Origin of the sequence: Streptomyces varsoviensis (genome assembly GCF_000718635.1) — a bacterium.
Taxonomy (GTDB): Bacteria; Actinomycetota; Actinomycetes; order Streptomycetales; family Streptomycetaceae; genus Streptomyces; species Streptomyces varsoviensis.
In genome coordinates, this window is the sequence record NZ_JOBF01000015.1 from 175,713 (window position 1) to 191,299 (window position 15,587).

Consider the following 15,587-nt stretch of genomic DNA (forward strand, 5'->3'; position numbering starts at 1 on the left):
CGGTTTCAGTTTTCGGGCGGCCGGGCATAAGGCCGGAGCGCCGCGGGCAACGTCGCCCGCTGCACGTTGCCCCACCGGCGGGCGATCAATCCGCATTCGCCCCGACTCGCACGTAACGTCTGAAGTCCACATCCTGGAATCAGGCATCCGCTGTTCGAGAAGCAGGCCATCATGTAACCTGCGTGAAATTCTTCGCAGAGGGCCAAAGTCGTCCCTCGGCACCCTCAGATGCCATGACGACGACGGGAGAGCCGATGCGATCCGCATCCCACCCCGCCCAACAGGGTCTGTACGACCCGCGCAATGAACACGACGCCTGCGGTGTCGGCTTCGTCGCGACCCTCACCGGCGAGGCGAGCCACGCGCTCGTCGAGCAGGCCCTCACCGTCCTGCGGAACCTCGAACACCGCGGCGCCACCGGCTCCGAGCCCGACTCCGGCGACGGCGCGGGCATCCTGCTCCAGGTCCCCGACGCGTTCCTGCGCGAAGCCGTCACCTTCCCCCTGCCCGAGGCCGGCTCGTACGCCGTCGGCATCGCCTTCCTCCCGGCCGATGCCCAGGAAGCGGCCGCCGCCGTCTCGCACATCGAGACGCTCGCCGCCGAAGAGGGCCTCGACGTCCTCGGCTGGCGCGTCGTCCCCGTCGCCCCCCAGCTCCTCGGCAGCGGCGCCCGCGCCACCATGCCCGCCTTCTCCCAGCTCTTCGTCGCCGCCCGCGACGGCGGCCGGCGGCTCAACGGCCTCGCCCTCGACCGCAAGGCGTTCACGCTGCGCAAGCGCGCCGAGCGCGAGGCCGGCGTCTACTTCCCCTCGCTCTCCGCCCGCACCCTCGTCTACAAGGGCATGCTCACCACCGGGCAACTGGAGCCGTTCTTCCCCGACCTCTCCGACCGCCGCCTCGCCACCGCCATCGCGCTGGTCCACTCGCGGTTCTCGACCAACACCTTCCCGTCCTGGCCGCTCGCCCACCCGTACCGCTTCGTCGCGCACAACGGCGAGATCAACACCGTCCAGGGCAACCGCAACTGGATGCGCGCCCGCGAGTCCCAGCTCGCCGGCGACCTCCTCGGCGCCGACCGCCCGGAGCGGCTGTTCCCGGTCTGCACCCCCGACGCCTCCGACTCCGCGACCTTCGACGAGGTCCTGGAACTCCTCCACCTCGGCGGCCGCTCCCTCCCGCACAGCGTGCTGATGATGATCCCCGAGGCCTGGGAGAACCACGCCTCCATGGACCCGGCCCGCCGCGCCTTCTACCAGTACCACTCCACGATGATGGAGCCCTGGGACGGCCCCGCCTGCGTCACCTTCACCGACGGCACCCTCGTCGGCGCCGTACTCGACCGCAACGGCCTGCGCCCCGGCCGCTACTGGGTCACCGACGACGGCCTCGTCGTCCTCTCCTCCGAGGTCGGCGTCCTCGACATCGACCCCGCCAAGGTCGTCCGCAAGGGCCGCCTCCAGCCCGGCCGGATGTTCCTCGTCGACACCGAGCAGCACCGCATCATCGAGGACGACGAGATCAAGGCCGAACTCGCCGCCGAACACCCCTACGGGGAATGGCTCGACGCCGGCCTCATCGACCTCGCCGACCTGCCCGAGCGCGAGCACATCGTGCACACCCACGCCTCGGTCACCCGCCGCCAGCAGACCTTCGGCTACACCGAGGAAGAGCTGCGCGTCATCCTCGCGCCCATGGCCAAGTCGGGCGCCGAACCGATCGGCTCCATGGGCACCGACTCGCCCATCGCCGCCCTCTCCGACCGGCCGCGCCTCCTCTTCGACTACTTCACCCAGCTCTTCGCGCAGGTCACCAACCCGCCGCTGGACGCCATCCGCGAGGAACTCGTCACCTCGCTGATCTCCTCCCTCGGCCCCCAGGGCAACCTCCTCGCGCCCACCGCGGCCTCCTGCCGCAGCGTCACCCTGCCCTTCCCGGTGATCGACAACGACGAGCTGGCCAAGCTCATCCACATCAACGCCGACGGCGACATGCCCGGCCTCAAGGCCGCCACCCTCTCCGGCCTCTACCGCGTCAGCGGCGGCGGCGACGCCCTCGCCGCCCGTATCGCCGAGATCTGCGCCGAGGCCGACGCCGCCATCGAGGACGGCGCCCGCCTGATCGTCCTCTCCGACCGGCACTCCGACGCCGAGCACGCCCCGATCCCCTCGCTGCTGCTCACCGCCGCCGTCCACCACCACCTCATCGGCACCAAGCAGCGCACCCAGGTCGGCCTGCTCGTCGAGGCGGGCGACGTGCGCGAGGTGCACCACGTCGCGCTGCTCATCGGCTACGGCGCCGCCGCCGTCAACCCCTACCTCGCGATGGAGTCCGTCGAGGACCTGGTGCGCGCCGGCACCTTCCTGCCCGGCGTCGAGGCCGAGGACGCCATCCGCAACCTCATCAAGGCGCTCGGCAAGGGCGTCCTGAAGGTGATGTCCAAGATGGGCATCTCCACCGTCGCCTCCTACCGCGGCGCCCAGGTCTTCGAGGCCGTCGGCCTCGACGACGCCTTCGTCGACGCCTACTTCCACGGCACCGCCACCAAGATCGGCGGCGCCGGGCTCGACGTCATCGCCCGCGAGGTCGCCGCCCGGCACGCCAAGGCCTACCCCGCCACCGGCATCGCCGCCACCCACCGCCGCCTCGACATCGGCGGCGAATACCAGTGGCGCCGCGAGGGGGAGCCGCACCTCTTCGACCCCGACACCGTCTTCCGCCTCCAGCACTCCACCCGCTCCCGCCGCTACGACATCTTCAAGCAGTACACGGAGCGCGTGAACGAGCAGTCCGAACGGCTCATGACCCTCCGCGGCCTGTTCGCCCTCAAGACCACCGGCCGCACCCCCGTACCGCTGGAGGAGGTCGAGCCCGTCAGCGACATCGTCAAGCGCTTCTCCACCGGCGCCATGTCCTACGGCTCCATCTCCCGCGAGGCCCACGAAACCCTCGCCATCGCCATGAACCAGCTCGGCGGCAAGTCCAACACCGGCGAGGGCGGCGAGGACGCGGACCGCCTCTACGACCCCGCGCGCCGCTCCGCCATCAAGCAGGTCGCCTCCGGCCGCTTCGGCGTCACCAGCGAATACCTCGTCAACTCCGACGACATCCAGATCAAGATGGCCCAGGGCGCCAAGCCCGGCGAGGGCGGCCAACTCCCCGGCCACAAGGTCTACCCGTGGGTCGCCAAGACGCGCCACTCGACGCCGGGCGTCGGCCTCATCTCCCCGCCGCCGCACCACGACATCTACTCCATCGAAGACCTCGCGCAGCTCATCCACGACCTCAAGAACGCCAACCCCGCGGCCCGCATCCACGTGAAGCTGGTCTCCGAGGTCGGCGTCGGCACGGTCGCCGCCGGCGTCTCCAAGGCCCACGCCGACGTCGTCCTCATCTCCGGCCACGACGGCGGTACGGGCGCGTCCCCGCTGACCTCCCTCAAGCACGCCGGCGGCCCCTGGGAGCTCGGCCTCGCCGAGACCCAGCAGACCCTGCTGCTCAACGGCCTGCGGGACCGCATCGTCGTGCAGACCGACGGCCAGCTCAAGACCGGCCGCGACGTCCTGATCGCCGCCCTCCTCGGCGCCGAGGAGTTCGGCTTCGCGACCGCGCCGCTCGTCGTCTCCGGCTGCGTCATGATGCGCGTCTGCCACCTCGACACCTGCCCCGTCGGCATCGCCACCCAGAACCCGGTGCTCCGCGAACGCTTCGCCGGCAAGGCCGAATACGTCGTCAACTTCTTCGAGTTCATCGCCGAGGAAGTCCGCGAACTCCTCGCCGAACTCGGCTTCCGCTCCATCGAGGAGGCCGTCGGCCACGCCGAACTCCTCGACACCACCCGCGCCGTCGACCACTGGAAGGCCCAAGGGCTGGACCTCGCCCCGCTGCTGCACGTACCCGACCTGCCCAGCGGCGCCGTCCGCCACCACATCGCCGACCAGGACCACGGCCTCGCCAAGGCCCTCGACAACCAACTGATCAAGCTCGCCGCCGACGCGCTCGCCGCGACCTCCCCGGCCGACGCCCAGCCCGTACGCGCCCAGGTCGCCATCCGCAACATCAACCGCACCGTCGGCACCATGCTCGGCCACGAGGTGACCAAGAAGTTCGGCGGCGACGGCCTGCCCGACGACACCATAGACATCACCTTCACCGGCTCCGCCGGCCAGTCCTTCGGCGCCTTCCTGCCCCGCGGCATCACGCTGCGCCTCGAAGGCGACGCCAACGACTACGTCGGCAAGGGCCTCTCCGGCGGCCGCGTCGTCGTACGGCCCGACCGCGGCGCCGACCACCTCGCCGAGTACTCCACCATCGCCGGCAACACCATCGCGTACGGCGCGACCGGCGGCGAACTCTTCCTGCGCGGCCGGACCGGCGAACGGTTCTGCGTCCGCAACTCCGGCGCCACCGTCGTCTCCGAAGGCGTCGGCGACCACGGCTGCGAGTACATGACCGGCGGCGCCGCCGTCATCCTCGGCGAGACCGGCCGCAACTTCGCGGCCGGCATGTCCGGCGGCACCGCCTACGTCATCGACCTCGACCCCCGCAACGTCAACAAGGAACTGGGCACCGCCGTCACCACCCTGACCGCCGACGACCGGCGATGGCTGCACGACGTCGTGCGCCGCCACCAGGAGGAGACCGGCTCCACCGTCGCCGCGACACTCCTCGCCGACTGGCCGGCCGCCGCCGCCCGGTTCAGCAAGGTCGTACCGCCCACCTACCAGGCAGTGCTCGCCGCCAAGGACGCCGCCGAGCGAGCCGGACTCACCGAGTCCGAGATCCACGAGAAGATGATGGAGGCGGCGACCAATGGCTGACCCCAAGGGCTTCCTGACCACCGGCCGCGAGGTCGCCGAGACCCGCCCCGTCGGCGAGCGCGTCAAGGACTGGAACGAGGTGTACGTCCCCGGCTCCCTGCTGCCGATCATCAGCAAGCAGGCCGGGCGCTGCATGGACTGCGGCATCCCCTTCTGCCACAACGGCTGCCCGCTCGGCAACCTCATCCCCGAGTGGAACGACTACGCCTACCGCGAGGACTGGTCCGCCGCCAGCGAACGGCTGCACGCCACCAACAACTTCCCCGAGTTCACCGGCCGACTCTGCCCCGCCCCCTGCGAATCCGCGTGCGTCCTGGCCATCAACCAGACCGCCGTCACCATCAAGAACGTCGAAGTCACCATCATCGACAAGGCATGGGAGAGCGGCGACGTCACCCCGCAGCCCCCGGAACGGCTCTCCGGCAAGACCGTCGCCGTCATCGGCTCCGGCCCCGCCGGACTCGCCGCCGCCCAGCAGCTCACCCGCGCCGGACACACCGTCGCCGTGTACGAGCGCGCCGACCGCATCGGCGGCCTCCTGCGCTACGGCATCCCCGAGTTCAAGATGGAGAAGCGCCACATCAACCGCCGCATCGAGCAGATGCGCGCGGAGGGCACCAAGTTCCGTACGGAGGTGGAGATCGGCCGCGACATCGACGCCGCCAAGCTGCGCAAGCGCTACGACGCCGTCGTCATCGCCGCCGGCGCCACCACCGCCCGCGACCTGCCGGTGCCCGGCCGCGAGCTGAACGGCATCCACCAGGCGATGGAGTACCTGCCGCTCGCCAACAAGGTGCAGGAAGGCGACCTCACGGTCGCCCCGATCACCGCCGAGGGCAAGCACGTCGTCGTCATCGGCGGCGGCGACACCGGCGCCGACTGCGTCGGCACCGCCCACCGCCAGGGCGCCGTCTCCGTCACCCAACTGGAGATCATGCCGAAGCCGGGGGAGGAGCGCCCCGCCAACCAGCCATGGCCGACCTTCCCCATGCTCTACAAGGTCACCTCGGCCCACGAAGAGGGCGGCGAACGGGTCTACTCAGTCTCCACCACCCACTTCGAAGGCGACGAGGACGGGAACGTGCAGTTCCTGCACCTCGTCGAGGTCGAGTTCAAGGACGGCAAGCTCGAACAGCAGCCCGGCACCGAGCGGAAGATCCCCGCCCAGCTCGTGACGCTGGCCATGGGCTTCACCGGCACCGACCAGGAGAACGGCCTGGTCCGCCAGTTCGGCCTCGAACTCGACGCCCGCGGCAACATCGCGCGCGACGGCGACTACGCCACCAACGTTCCCGGCGTGTACGTGGCCGGCGACGCGGGCCGTGGCCAGTCGCTGATCGTCTGGGCCATCGCCGAGGGCCGCTCCGCCGCCCGCGGCGTGGACCGCTTCCTCGCCGGGGAGAGCGCGCTGCCCGCGCCCATCAAGCCCACGGACCGCTCGCTGATGGTCTGAGGCCGTCTGAGACCATTTGAGGTGGTCTGAGCCGACAGAGCGCTTGTGCCCTTGTGGCCGCTGACGGCTCATCGCGGCCCTTCGCGGTCGCTCGTCGGCCCCATAGTCGTCCGTACAGCGCCGTACGGGCCCCAGCGGCGCCTGCCCCTCCCCGACCGGAGGCAGGCGTCGCTCTCGTACGCGCGGTGCGGCACCGTACGGCGGCCCCGGCCCCGTGACCGTTCACGGGCGACTCGCGGCGGCCGTGCGGCCGGGTCCGCGAGCGGCTACGTGTCGCAGTCCAGGACCGTACGGCAGAGTCCGCACCGCGCCCGCACCCTGCCCTGGACCGGCACTCTGATCCGCTGATGGCAGGTCGGGCAGGGAAAGACGACGCGCAGCGGCGCGCGGCCCTCGAAGGCGTAGCCGCCGTTGGACAGGCTCGGGGGAGCGGGGGCGGCCGACGCGGGGGCCTGCGCCACATGGCGGCGGTCCCTGGCGTACCGGTGGCGGGCGAGCCGGCCGGCGGCGGCCAGCGGCGGCCGCTGCTCGTCGCGCCGCGCGCGGGCCAGCCCCGTCACATACGCCTCGTACGCCTGCGGGCTGGTGAACCACGGCGCCGGGTCCTCGTCGAAGGCGAGCGCCCGCTTCGCCAGTACGTAGCCGTACTCCTCGGGGGTGAGATAGCCGAGCTTCTGACTGGAGAGGGAGTCCTCCCGATACGCGTCCAGCAGCAGCCACCCCGCCCCGAGGTAGGCGGCGGCGGTGTCGGTGAGGATCTCGTTGTCCCGCGTGCCCGGGAACGCGAGGTCGAGGCGGTGCAGATAGACGTGCATCACCTCGTGGGCGAGGGCGGCGCCGATGTCGCGGCGGTGGTTCTTGAAGCGGTCGTTCAGCTCGATGAAGTACTCGGGCCCCGCCGCCAGTTCGACGTTGGCGGCGTGCTGCATCTCGCGGAAGCCGACGATCATCCGGGCGTCGGGCAGGCGCAGATGCTGCACCATCGCGCGGGCGACGCGCTGCACCCCGAGGTGCAGGTCCTCGTCGTCGTCGAAGGCGACGTCCACGGGCGGCACGCTCAGCCCGAAGGTGTGCACCGTGTCGTAGGAGAGCCGTTTGTAGAGCGCCGTGATGGCGCCGCGCACCGTCTCCAGGTGCGGAAAGCCGTGTTCGATATCGCTGCCCGGCCCCGCCATGCGACCACCCCCGTACTGCTCGGTCGACCCGCCCCGAGACGTCGGCGACGTCGGCTCCGAGACGTTGCCCCAACTGTACGGGCGGGCACTGACAGCGCGTACGGGACCGGGGGCCAGGAGGCCAGGAGGAGGCCACGGGACCGGGGGACCGGGGGAGGTGGGGGACCGGTGCGGCGGGGGACCGGGGCGGCCTGGTGTGGCCGGAAAGCCTCCCTTGTCACACCGTTCACGGCGTCCGGATAATCGCAGGGTTGTTTTGTCATGAGCCTGACCGTCCAACTCGCTGAGTGGTTGTCATGCGCTTGACATAGCAGCAGCGCAGCGCGTTCCGTTCCGCCCCCCACGGAAGGAAAACCCTTGCCCCGCCACCTCAAGCCCCTCAAGAGAGCCCTCGCCGTCGCCGCCGTCGCCCTGGCCGCCGTCAGCCTCCAGCCCGGCAGCGCCCAGGCCGACCACATCCACTCCGGCAGCGCCCGAGCCACGGCGCGAACGGCCGACCCCAGCCCCGGCGTCGTCGGCGGCACCCGCGCCACGCAAGGCGAATTCCCCTGGATGGTGCGGCTGTCCATGGGCTGCGGCGGCGCCCTCTACACCCAGCAGATCGTCCTGACCGCCGCCCACTGCGTCGACGGCAGCGGCCCGGACACCTCCATCACCGCCATCACCGGCGACGTCGACCTCAAGGGCGCCAAGGCCGTGTCCACACGCTCCACCGACGTCCTCCAAGCCCCCGGCTACAACGGCAAGGGCAAGGACTGGGCCCTCGTCAGACTCGCCAAACCGGTCAACCAGCCCACCCTGAAGATCGCCGACACCACCGCGCAGAACAACGGCGAGTTCACCATCGCCGGCTGGGGCGCCGACCGGGAGGGCGGCCGGCAGCAGCGCTACCTCCTCAAGGCGAAGGTCCCCTTCGTCGACGACGCCACCTGCAAGAAGGCATACGGCAACCAGCTCACCCCCGGCGACGAGATCTGCGCCGGATACATCGACAAGGGCGGCGTCGACACCTGCCAGGGCGACTCCGGCGGCCCCATGTTCCGCAAGGACGCGGCCGGCGGCTGGATACAGGTCGGCATCGTGAGCTGGGGCCAGGGCTGCGCCGAACCCGGCTACCCCGGCGTCTACACCGAAGTGAGCACCTTCGCCGCCGACATCAAGAAGGCCGCCAAGGGGCTCGGCGGCTGACCACGGCCGCTCGCGCGGAGGGGGCCGCCCGGCCGGCGCTCGGTCGGATACCGGTCGGCCGCCGGCCGGCTCCCGACCGACTTTCGTATGACGCGGACGGGACCGCCGTCATCCTTCGGACGGAGGCGAGAGTGACCGTTTGGCCGTCGTGCGGGCCGCCTCCGACTCCGTAACGTGCATCTCATGGTCCGGGGCCCCACTTCCTGACCCGGGGCCCCGGCCCGGGCCCCACGCCCGGGGCCCGCAGCCCGGCGACCGCGCCCCGAGACGCACACAGAAAGGACCGCCCGTGCCCACCAAGGCCCGCATCCTCCTCGCCACCGCCTTCGCCACGGCCACCGTCGCCGTCGGAGTCGTGGCCGTCCCGGCAGGCAGCGCCCAGGCCGCCGAGCGCGACGGGAAGACCGAGGCACTGGCCTTCACCAACCCCCTCAAGCAGGCGGTCGATGTCGGCAAGGACGTCCGCGAACACCACGACCTGCCCCGGCCCGTCCTCGCGGGCGCCGCCGTGCTCGTCGCGGGCACCGGCGCGTACGGGGCGCTGCGCCTCGCCCGCCGCCGCTCCGCGCGCTGACGAGCCCCACGGAAAGACCGGCCCCCGGGGGCGCGGCAGGGCGCTGGGCGTGCACCCGGCACACCGGAAACCCGCCCCCGCGACCCGGCCCCGCGCCGCGCCCCGCGAGCGTCGCCACATAAGGTCAGGGCCCATGACGAACAGCGACAGCGACACCGCTACGGGCACTGCCGTGGACACCACCGGCGACGCCGAGGACACCGTACGAGCGGAGCTCGGGCGGCTCCGCGACAGCATCGACAACATCGACGCGGCCGTCATCCACATGCTCGCCGAACGCTTCAAATGCACCCAGCAGGTCGGCCACCTCAAGGCCGCCCACAAACTCCCGCCCGCCGACCCCGCCCGCGAGGCCCGTCAGATCGCCCGCCTGCGCGAACTCGCCGAGAACGCCAAGCTCGACCCCGCCTTCGCGGAGAAGTTCCTCAACTTCATCATCGCCGAGGTGATCCGCCACCACGAGACGATCGCCCGCTCCTGACGGCCAGCCCCGCTCCGGTACGGATCACCCGCCCGTACCGGCGACCCCGCTCGTACGAATGCCTCCTCGGTACGGATCACCCGCCCGTACCGGCGACTCCGTGCCGGCGGCCCCGTGCCGGCCGCGTCACCCCCGTACGGACAGATAGTGCGCGCGGCGCTCCGCGTCGGCCGCCACCGCCACCCCGGTCCAGGCCATCGCCCGCGCCGCCGCCAGCACCGCGTCGTCCGCCGCGGCGCCCACCGTCCACCGCGCGAACTCCGGCGTGTGCGGCCAGCCCTCGGCGCCCAGGATGCCGATGCTCGGGTGGATCGCCGGCAGCGCCTGCGTCACATTGCCCATGTCCGTCGACGCGCCCAGCCGCACCGGCTGCGCGGGCGGCTCCGCCACCGTGCGGCCGACGGCCCGCAGCCCCTCCGCGTACGCGGCCATCAGCCACGGATCGTTGCGCAGATCCAGATAGTCGGGCTGGGTCGGACGGATCTCCACCGAGCATCCCGTCGCGATCGCCGCGCCCTCGAAACACGCCTGGACCCGCTTCTTCAGCGGGTCCAGCTCCTCGGCCGTCGGTGTCCGCACGTCCCACTGCAGGACCGTACGGTCGGGGATGATGTTCGACCGCTCACCGCCGTCCCGCACCACCCCCGACACCCGATAGCCATCCGGCAACTGCTGCCGCAGCAGCCCCACGGCCACCTGCGCCACCACCGCCGCGTCGCCCGCGTTCACCCCCGATTGCGGGTCCTGCGCCGCGTGCGCGGAGCGGCCCGTGAACGTCACCTCGAAACGCGACGCCGACGTCGTCGAGGACCGCGCATCCACGTCGTCGTGGCCCGCCGGATGCGCCATCATCGCGACCGTCACGCCGTCGAACGCCCCGCGCTCCAGCATCAGCACCTTCCCGCCGCCCGCCTCCTCCGCCGGCGTCCCCAGCAGCACCACCCGTATCCCCAGCACATCGGCGGCGGCCGCCAGCCCGATCGCCGCACCCGCGCCCGCCGCACAGATCACGTTGTGCCCGCACGCGTGCCCGAGCCCCGGCAGCGCGTCGTACTCCGCGCACACCCCCACCGTCAGATCGCCGCTCCCGTACGAGCCGACCACCGCGGTCTCCAGCCCGTACGCCCCCCGCTCCACCGCGAACCCGGCGCCCTCCAGCAGATCCGCGAGCCGCCCCGCCGAGGCATGCTCCTCGAACGACAGCTCCGGCTCCGCGTGCAGCGCCCGAGCGAGCTCCAGCAACCGCTCCGAGAACTCCCCGATCCGGGCCTCCACAAGGTCACGAGCACGATCGCGCACAGCGGCGACAGACATGGTCAACTCCAGACGGCCAAGCGGACAGAACCACGCCATAGCTTGCCCCAAACCCCTGTGCCTCCTCCGCACCGGCTGCGGCACCATGAGCCCATGCCCGTACTCACGCGCGACGAAGCGCAGACCCGAGCCCGCCTCCTCGACGTCCACCGCTACACCATCCACCTCGATCTCACCCGCGGCGAGGAACACTTCGGCTCCACCACCACCATCCGCTTCGACGTGCGCGAACCAGCGGCGGACACCTTCCTCGAACTGCCCGCCACCGGCCTGCGCCGCATCACCCTCGACGGCGCCGACCTCGACCCGGCCGCCGCCGCCGACGGCAGATACCCCCTCACCGCCCTCACCCGCGGCACCCACGAACTCCACGTCGAGGCCGAACCGCCCTACTCCCACACCGGCGAAGGCATGCACCGCTTCACCGACCCCCTCGACCAGGCCACCTACCTCTACACCCAGTGCTGCCTCGCCGACGCCCCCGCCGTCTTCGCCGCCTTCGACCAGCCCGACCTCAAGGCCGTCTTCCACACCACCGTCACCGCGCCGCCCGAATGGACCGTCCTCGGCAACGGCATCGCCACCCGCGCCGGAGACCCCGCCGAAGGCCGCTGGGACATCGCCCCCACCCCGCCCATCAGCACCTACCTCATGGCCGTCGCCGCAGGCCCCTGGCACTCCGTACGCGCCGAACACCGCGGCATCCCCTTCGGCCTCCACGTACGCCAGTCCCTCGCCCCCCACCTCGACGCCGACGCCGAGGAACTCCTCACCCTCACCACCCGCTGCTTCGACCGCTACCACCAGAAATTCGACGAGCCCTACCCCTTCGACTCCTACGACCAGGCGTTCGTCCCCGAATTCAACTCCGGCGCCATGGAAAACCCCGGCCTCGTCACCTTCCGCGACGAATTCATCTACCGCTCGGCCGTCACCGACGCCGAACGCCAGACCCGCGCCATGGTCATCGCCCACGAAATGGCCCACATGTGGTTCGGCGACCTCGTCACCCTCCGGTGGTGGGACGACATCTGGCTCAACGAGTCCTTCGCCGAATACATGGGCTACCAGACCCTCACCGAAGCCACCCAGTACACCGACACCTGGGCCGACTTCGCCATCGCCCGCAAATCCTGGGGATACGACGCCGACCAGCGCCCCTCCACCCACCCCGTCGCCCCCGCACCCGAGGACGTCCTCGACACCGCCGCCGCCGAACTCAACTTCGACGGCATCTCCTACGCGAAAGGCGCCAGCGCCCTGCGCCAACTCGTCGCCTGGCTCGGCGAAAAGAACTTCCTCGCCGGCATCAACGAACACTTCGCCCGGCACCGCTTCGCCAACGCCACGCTCGACGACTTCATCGACTCCCTCGCCCACGCCTGCGACCGCGACGTCCACGCCTGGGCCGAGAAATGGCTCCGCACTACCGGAGTCGACACTCTCACCCCGGAAATCAACGCCGAAATCGACGCGGAGACCACCCCGGGAGGCACCTCGGGAACCGCCACCCCGGAGGGCACCCCGGAAACCGCGCCAGAAAGCCGGCCCGGAGCGCCCGGTGATGGCGCCGACCGATGGCGGTTGACCATTCACCACCACGGCAGCCGCCCCCACCACCTCGCCATCGGCCTCTACGACCAGTCACCCGCCGACGGCCCCGACGGCCTCACCCTCCGCGAACGCGCCGAAACCGACCTCCCCGCGGACAGCACCACCCACACCCTCACCCGCCCCGGCCGCCGCCCCGACCTCATCCTCCTCAACGACAACGACCTCACCTACACCAAAATCCGCCTCGACCCCCACTCCTGGGACACCGCCCTCAACAGCCTCTCCGGGCTCCCCGACCCCCTCACCCGCGCCACCGTCTGGAACGCCGCCCGCGACATGGTCCGCGACGGCGCCCTAGCCCCCGCCGCCTACCTCGACGCCGCCCGCGCCCACCTGCCCCACGAAACCACCACCCCCATCACCCACGCCGTCCTCACCTTCGCCCGCACCCACATCGCCGACCACTACGTCACCCCCGAAGCCCGCCCCGTAGCCCTCACCACCCTCACCGACCTCTGCCGCGACCTCCTCGCCCGCACCGAGAACGGCGGCCAGGGCATCCGCCTCACCGCCGTACGCACCTCCATCGACAGCGCCACCACCCCCGACACCCTCCACGACTGGCTCCACGCCGGCACCGTCCCCGGCGGCCCCGACCTCGACCCCGAACTCCGCTGGCGCATCCTCGGCCGCCTCGCCGCCCTCGGCGCCACCACCCCCGCCGACATCGACGCCGAACTCGCCCGCGACCCCAGCGCCACCGGCCGCGAAGGCGCCGCCCGCTGCCACGCCGCCCTCCCCGACCCGGCGGCCAAGGAAGCCGCCTGGCACGCCCTGTTCGAGGCCGACGACCTCTCCAACTACCTCTTCAACGCCACCGCCCAAGGCTTCTGGCAGCCCGAACAACTCGACCTCGTACAGCCCTACCTCGCCCGCTACTACCCGGCCGCCGTCGCCCTCGCCACCCGCCGCGGCACCACCCTCGCCGTCTCCGCCGCCACCCACGCCTTCCCCCACGCGCTCGTCACCGACGAGAACCTCCGCCTCGGCGAGGAATGCCTGCGCACCACCGGCCCCACCCCCACCCTGCGCCGCAGGCTCACCGACCAACTCGACGACCTGCGACGGGCCCTGACCATCCGCAACACCACCTACTGACCCGGCCCGGCAACCGACCCAGGAGACGCAGGAGGCGGTCTGCCGGCGGGCAGTGCCGCCGGGAGCCGGGGCCGTCGGGGCCGGAGCCACTGGCCGCCGGGACCGTCGGGGCCGGAGCCACTGGCCGCCGGGGCCGTCGGGGCCGGAGCCACTGGCCGCCGGGGCCGTCGGGGCCGGAGCCACTGGCCGCCGGGACCGTCGGGGCCGGAGCCACTGGCCGCCGGGACCGTCGGGGCCGGAGCCACTGGCCGCCGGGACCGTCGGGGCCGGAGCCGCTGGCCGCCGCCGGCAGCCGGGCCCGCCGCAGATATGAAAAGGGCCCCCGCCACCCCGAAGGGTGCGGGAGCCCGCCCTGCCGGCGCTGCCCTCAGCGGCGGCGCCCCGGCTCAGCCGCGCGACTCGTCGGCGGCATCCGACGGCCGCGCCGTACGCAACTCCGCCACGAACCGCTCCACCACACCGCTCTGCCGGGCGAAATCCTCCACCGGCTCGCCCACGATCCGGCCCGCCAGCTCCGTGGCCAACGACCCGACCTGCCCCCGCAGCTCCGCCTCGGCCACCGCACGCTCCGCGTCGATCACCGCATGCCCCGCCGAGACGATCTCCTCACGCTGCCGCTGGCCCTCGGCCCGCAACTCCGCGATCAGCGCCGTGCCCTGCTCAGCGGACTCCTGCCGCAGCCGAGCCGCCTCGTGACGCGCCTCCGCCAGCAGCGCCTCGTACTCCGCATGGACCCGCGCGGCCTCCGCACGCGTCGCCTCCGCCACCTCGATACGGCCCTCGGTGGCCTTCTCCCGCTCCGCGATCACCCGAGCGATCCGCGGCAGCAGCACCTTCGCCATCACCAGGAACAGCAACAGGAAGAGAACCAGCCCCAAGACGAACGGCAAGGGCTCCGGCTTGAGCGGACCAATGTCCAAAGCAATGTCCATGACGTGAAGATTAGTCGAACCACGCCCGCCGCCGCGCGCGCCCCATTAGCAGACTCAACCGCCCCACACCGCACGGCAGTCCCACGATTGGGCGAACCATGACCGGATCACAACCGAAAATCGCACGAACCCAGTAACTTGATGCGGCTGTCACCCACCCCCACCACCCCACGGGCAGCCCCTCCCAGAACCGCCGCACCCCGAAAAGGCACCCCCATGCCCGCCCACGACCCCACCCGCGCCCTCGCCGGCGGCACCGAAGGCCCCGACGCCTTACGCCCCCTCCTCGCCACCGTCCTCGACGCACTCGCCCACGGCGCCACCACCCGCCACGGCCCCCTCCCCGCCGGCGGCCCCCACACCGTCGACCAGCGCGTACGAGCCGTCACCGAACCCGCCATCCCCGAAACCGGCACCGGCGCCCACGAGGCCCTCCACACCCTCGTCCACACTCTCACCGCGGGCACCGCCGACCCCGCGCACCCCCACTGCGCCGCCCACCTCCACTGCCCCCCACTCGCCCTCGCGGCCGCCGCCGACCTCGCCGCCAGCGCCCTCAACCCCTCCATGGACTCCTGGGACCAGGCCCCCGCCGCCTCCCAACTCGAAGCCCGCACCACCCGCGCCCTCGCCGCCCTCGCCTACCCCGACCGCCCCGCACCCGACGCCCTCGTCACCACCGGCGGCACCGAATCGAACCAGCTCGCCGTCCTCCTCGCCCGCGAAGCCCCCGCCCCCCACGCCTCCACGCCGGCCCCCGTCTCCGTCCCCACCCACGGCTCCACTCGCGCCCGCTGCCGCGCCGACCCGCTGCGCATCATCTGCGGCGCCAACGCCCACCACAGCATCCATCGCGCCGCCTGGCTCCGCTGCCGCGCCGACCCGCTGCGCATCATCTGCGGCGCCAACGCCCACCACAGCATCCATCGCGCCGCCTGGCT

At 72.1% G+C, this 15,587-nt stretch carries 10 protein-coding genes; 7 read left to right on the plus strand and 3 right to left on the minus strand.

Translation table 11 applies throughout. The annotated features are described in order from the left end of the window. Window positions 1-254 precede the first annotated feature (254 nt). Together gltB and IF55_RS22805 are read left to right on the plus strand one after the other, a co-directional pair. Window positions 255-4,817, plus strand: coding sequence for a glutamate synthase large subunit (gltB, locus tag IF55_RS22800; protein WP_030883411.1), 4,563 nt, complete (start codon window positions 255-257; stop codon window positions 4,815-4,817). Next, window positions 4,810-6,270 carry a glutamate synthase subunit beta gene (locus IF55_RS22805; protein ID WP_030883409.1) on the plus strand — a complete coding sequence of 487 codons (1,461 nt, stop codon included), beginning with the start codon at window positions 4,810-4,812 and terminating at the stop codon, window positions 6,268-6,270. The genes gltB and IF55_RS22805 overlap by 8 nt, the downstream gene beginning before the upstream one ends. A gap of 266 nt (window positions 6,271-6,536) precedes the next feature. On the opposite strand, the gene IF55_RS22810 is transcribed toward IF55_RS22805, so the two are convergent. Then, the gene (locus IF55_RS22810) at window positions 6,537-7,445 is read right to left on the minus strand and encodes a hypothetical protein (RefSeq protein WP_030883406.1); all 909 of its coding nucleotides are present in this window, start codon (window positions 7,443-7,445) and stop codon (window positions 6,537-6,539) included. Window positions 7,446-7,802: 357 nt separating this feature from the next. Here IF55_RS22810 and IF55_RS22815 point away from each other — a divergent pair, with 357 nt between their 5' ends. The 3 genes from IF55_RS22815 (at window position 7,803) to IF55_RS22825 (ending at window position 9,688) form a co-directional block, all read left to right on the plus strand. Then, window positions 7,803-8,633, plus strand: coding sequence for a S1 family peptidase (locus tag IF55_RS22815; RefSeq protein ID WP_030883404.1), 831 nt, complete (start codon window positions 7,803-7,805; stop codon window positions 8,631-8,633). Between the two features lie 289 nt (window positions 8,634-8,922). Next, on the plus strand, window positions 8,923-9,207 hold the full coding sequence (locus tag IF55_RS22820; protein ID WP_030883402.1) for a hypothetical protein: 285 nt from the start codon (window positions 8,923-8,925) through the stop codon (window positions 9,205-9,207). A gap of 133 nt (window positions 9,208-9,340) precedes the next feature. Beyond that, on the plus strand, window positions 9,341-9,688 hold the full coding sequence (locus IF55_RS22825) for a chorismate mutase (RefSeq protein WP_030883400.1): 348 nt from the start codon (window positions 9,341-9,343) through the stop codon (window positions 9,686-9,688). A 126-nt stretch (window positions 9,689-9,814) separates the two neighbouring features. On the opposite strand, the gene IF55_RS22830 is transcribed toward IF55_RS22825, so the two are convergent. Further along, window positions 9,815-11,002 (minus strand): amidohydrolase, encoded by a 1,188-nt coding sequence (locus IF55_RS22830; protein WP_048832330.1) that lies wholly within the window; start codon window positions 11,000-11,002, stop codon window positions 9,815-9,817. 93 nt (window positions 11,003-11,095) lie between these two features. Between IF55_RS22830 and pepN the strand changes: the two genes are divergently transcribed. Further along, entirely contained in the window at window positions 11,096-13,714 is a 2,619-nt protein-coding gene (pepN, locus tag IF55_RS22835) for an aminopeptidase N (RefSeq protein ID WP_030883396.1), read from the plus strand. Between the two features lie 386 nt (window positions 13,715-14,100). Here pepN and atpF read toward each other — a convergent pair whose 3' ends face one another. Further along, window positions 14,101-14,646: a F0F1 ATP synthase subunit B gene (gene atpF, locus IF55_RS22840; RefSeq protein ID WP_048832321.1), complete on the minus strand. Its 546-nt coding sequence runs from the start codon at window positions 14,644-14,646 to the stop codon at window positions 14,101-14,103. A 216-nt stretch (window positions 14,647-14,862) separates the two neighbouring features. Between atpF and IF55_RS22845 the strand changes: the two genes are divergently transcribed. Then, on the plus strand, window positions 14,863-15,587 hold a 725-nt coding region (locus IF55_RS22845; protein ID WP_048832322.1), incomplete at its 3' end, for a pyridoxal-dependent decarboxylase.

What these genes read in the sequence shown, in the direction of transcription:
- atpF (WP_048832321.1), bottom strand. Translation starts at nt 14,646, where the DNA reads ATGGACATTGCTTTGGACATTGGTCCGCTCAAGCCGGAGCCCTTGCCG.
- IF55_RS22805 (WP_030883409.1), top strand. Translation starts at nt 4,810, where the DNA reads ATGGCTGACCCCAAGGGCTTCCTGACCACCGGCCGCGAGGTCGCCGAG.
- IF55_RS22825 (WP_030883400.1), top strand. Translation starts at nt 9,341, where the DNA reads ATGACGAACAGCGACAGCGACACCGCTACGGGCACTGCCGTGGACACC.
- pepN (WP_030883396.1), top strand. Translation starts at nt 11,096, where the DNA reads ATGCCCGTACTCACGCGCGACGAAGCGCAGACCCGAGCCCGCCTCCTC.
- IF55_RS22810 (WP_030883406.1), bottom strand. Translation starts at nt 7,445, where the DNA reads ATGGCGGGGCCGGGCAGCGATATCGAACACGGCTTTCCGCACCTGGAG.
- IF55_RS22830 (WP_048832330.1), bottom strand. Translation starts at nt 11,002, where the DNA reads ATGTCTGTCGCCGCTGTGCGCGATCGTGCTCGTGACCTTGTGGAGGCC.
- gltB (WP_030883411.1), top strand. Translation starts at nt 255, where the DNA reads ATGCGATCCGCATCCCACCCCGCCCAACAGGGTCTGTACGACCCGCGC.